We start from the raw sequence: 861 nt of genomic DNA, 5'->3' as shown, positions 1-861 counted from the left end.
TGGTATTGAATTTATTTCCTACGTTATTGCAATCTTTATCGGATTCATAGTTATCACTCCAATTTTGAAAAAGGCATTCAGTAGCGTTACAACATAATGTGCCTGTATTGACCGCAGATGAGTTGGGGGTTCACTAGTAGAGGATTTCAACAGATCCAATACGTGTTCCATTCTCTGTATTTTATACAGTACTTGTAACAAGTTACAGGAAGATTAAGACTGGCTACGGGATGTGTATCCCTGTACTGACCGGGGCCAGGGCAGAATATAGGACCTGCTGAGAATTTCAACAAAGCCAACCACATTGAATATATGGAACAGAGACGGCTAAAGGCGCTTATCGGGGCGGCAATGGTCAGCTTAGGACTTTTCCAAGTGGGATCGTTCGCCCTACAAAGTGAATGGCTACCGATGGTTTTGGGGCTCCTTTACGCAGCTATTGGAACCGCATATCTCTGGGCAGAAGTCTACACTGCCGGTCAGTAAGCTGCCGAGACAGATCGGCTGACCCGTACAGTTAACCGATTGATAAGTGATTCAATGGTAGGGCTTCGGCCGATACCAGTGATCCGGAGACGCTGCTCGCGGATCTTGAACTGACGCGCGGACTCACCATCCAGATGACCGCGCTCACCACACTCGGCTTCGTTATCGCAGCGGTCGCACTGAGCGGCCTTTACCAAGCCGGTACTGGAAATCCGGCGACATTTCGGTTTGCGCCCGGAATCAGTTGGTGGACCAACGCCCTAGACGTTCTCATTATCCTGGTATTGGCAACTGTCTTCGTCATTCCTCACGAGTGGCTGCACGGCCTCGCCATCCGGTACTACGGCGGCGAGGCGAAATACGGCGTCGGGATCA

Annotated in this window: 1 pseudogene; it reads left to right on the top strand. The window is 50.3% G+C overall.

Going from position 1 to position 861, the window contains the following annotated elements:
* Window positions 1-620: 620 nt before the first annotated feature.
* A pseudogene (locus DVK07_RS19890) lies at window positions 621-861 on the top strand (hypothetical protein); the annotation flags it as partial.

This window comes from Halorubrum sp. Atlit-26R (genome assembly GCF_003666015.1).
Lineage (GTDB): Archaea > Halobacteriota > Halobacteria > Halobacteriales > Haloferacaceae > Halorubrum.
Note: the sequence above shows the minus strand (reverse complement) of the source record. Positions and strands in the feature narration are given on the sequence as shown.